This window comes from Knoellia subterranea KCTC 19937, from assembly GCF_000768685.1.
GTDB lineage: Bacteria > Actinomycetota > Actinomycetes > Actinomycetales > Dermatophilaceae > Knoellia > Knoellia subterranea.
In genome coordinates, this window is sequence record NZ_AVPK01000024.1 from 1 (window position 1) to 1752 (window position 1752).

The window sequence follows — 1752 nt, forward strand, 5'->3', positions numbered from 1 at the left end:
GAGCATGCCCGGCAGCAGGTCGGCGTCGCCGCGTTGCTCGGCAGACGCGATGAGGGAGGCCATCAGGGCCGCACCAAGCCCCTGTCGTTGCAGGCCGGAGTGACAACGATCGGACCGAGGCCGACGGAGGGCAACTCCCCCACCGTCGCGGTGGAGCACAGGACGTGACCGACGACTTCACCGTCGAACTCTGCGACGAAGGTCAGGTCCTCAGTCACGAGTGGGATCGGATGGGTTTGAGCCCCGCACAGAAGCAATTGGCGATGGAGCAACGGATGCGAACCAACGAGTGAACTCAATCCGGGGGCGCCACGGGAACCACCCGACCCGAGCCGACATCCATCACGGCTCGCTGACCCAGCGGGGCCCTGAGCGTGACCATGACGTGATCCTTGCAGTCGCCACGTCCATTTCCCTGTTGCTTTGGGTACGTCACGCGCACCTGCACCGACGTCTCTGTTTCGACAACCTTTGGGGTGAGGTTGGCGTTGCATGTCTCAACCCCGAGTTCGAGTTTAGGCGAATCCGAACGACCGTAGACGATATCGATTGTCCCCGTTTGGGGTCCTCGGTCGTTAGCCACAACGATCGCGAAGATCCCAGCCGCCAGGCCAACAAGGCCCAGAAACAGCCAGCACCTACGGTCCATGACGACTATCCAGTTTGGACGTAGACGCTCAAAGCGTCATCGATGTAGGTAGCTCGTGACCAGGCATCCAAGCCGTCTGCGGATCCTGCGTGGAACCCATAGGCGGTCCTCGGTGTCCCGATTGATAGGTGGTCCCCAGTTCAGCACCCCCGTTAGTGTTCTCCAAGGTCAGGGTGTTGCTGCAGTGACCCGCAGTAGCGAATCCTGTCACTCCGGAAGCATGCCGGACGTTGAATCCAGCAGTGCACTCGAGGCCAGAGCCGCCGGTGACTTCCAGCCGCGCGCCCCCGTAGGCAGCATCTCCACCAGTCTCGAGACTGGCGTTCAACTCGAGCAACTCCAGACGCGGATTGAGGTCGACATCCACCGCCCCACGCAGGTCCGCGACCACGTCTTCCGACCGGAATGACGAAGTGGTCGCAGTTGGGCTCGCGACGACGGAGAAGCGTGCGGTAGTTGGGTCGTACGTAGATACCACCTCCTGTACAAGGTCGGTACGCGAGGCGATGGACCTGTGCAATCGCTCGAGATCGCGATCGAGCTCTTCGATAGAGGCCGGTCGACCACGTTGGATCGAGACACTCACACCGTCGAGGTGTGCAAAGCGCTCCATCAGGCCTTCTGGCGGGGAGCCCTTGAACGCGATTGACGCAACCCTTCCCGCCTGGTCCTCGATGGCTGACCCAGCGAAGGACTTTGGATAGTCCTCCGCGATCCGCGTGGCAACCATGGAGAATTCGTTCTGCCACTCAAATTCGTCGTTGATGAGATCCGGGCTCTCTAAACCGGCTTTGGCCACTGAACTTTGTGCCACTGGCCAGAGACACAGCGCAGAAAGCGTCCCAGTGAGAACGAACCGCGTTGAACTTCTCATTGTGGTACCCCTGCCGCCATCCCTTGAGAGGTGGTCGGACCCTACTCGTCGCGTCTCGCGGGCGTCAAGGATGCGCCTTGAGGGGCCCAGGCTTCCGCACCATGCTGGATTGTCTTCGGACATTCGCGCACGCACACCGCACACGAAGGGCGGGTATGCCGTGTGGTGACCACACGGCATACCCGCCCTTGCGTTTGTTGCTCAGTTCAGAGCGTCAGCCTCAGAGGCG

Annotated in this window: 2 protein-coding genes; one reads left to right on the top strand and one right to left on the bottom strand. The window is 61.4% G+C overall.

Annotated elements, in window-relative coordinates:
- Nucleotides 1–164: 164 nt before the first annotated feature.
- Nucleotides 165–293: a hypothetical protein gene (locus tag N803_RS19075; protein ID WP_281175028.1), complete on the top strand. Its 129-nt coding sequence runs from the start codon at nt 165–167 to the stop codon at nt 291–293.
- Nucleotides 294–677: 384 nt separating this feature from the next.
- Here the strand turns inward: N803_RS19075 and N803_RS18460 are convergent, their stop codons facing one another.
- Nucleotides 678–1448: a chymotrypsin family serine protease gene (locus tag N803_RS18460; protein WP_156969853.1), complete on the bottom strand. Its 771-nt coding sequence runs from the start codon at nt 1446–1448 to the stop codon at nt 678–680.
- Nucleotides 1449–1752: the final 304 nt, after the last annotated feature.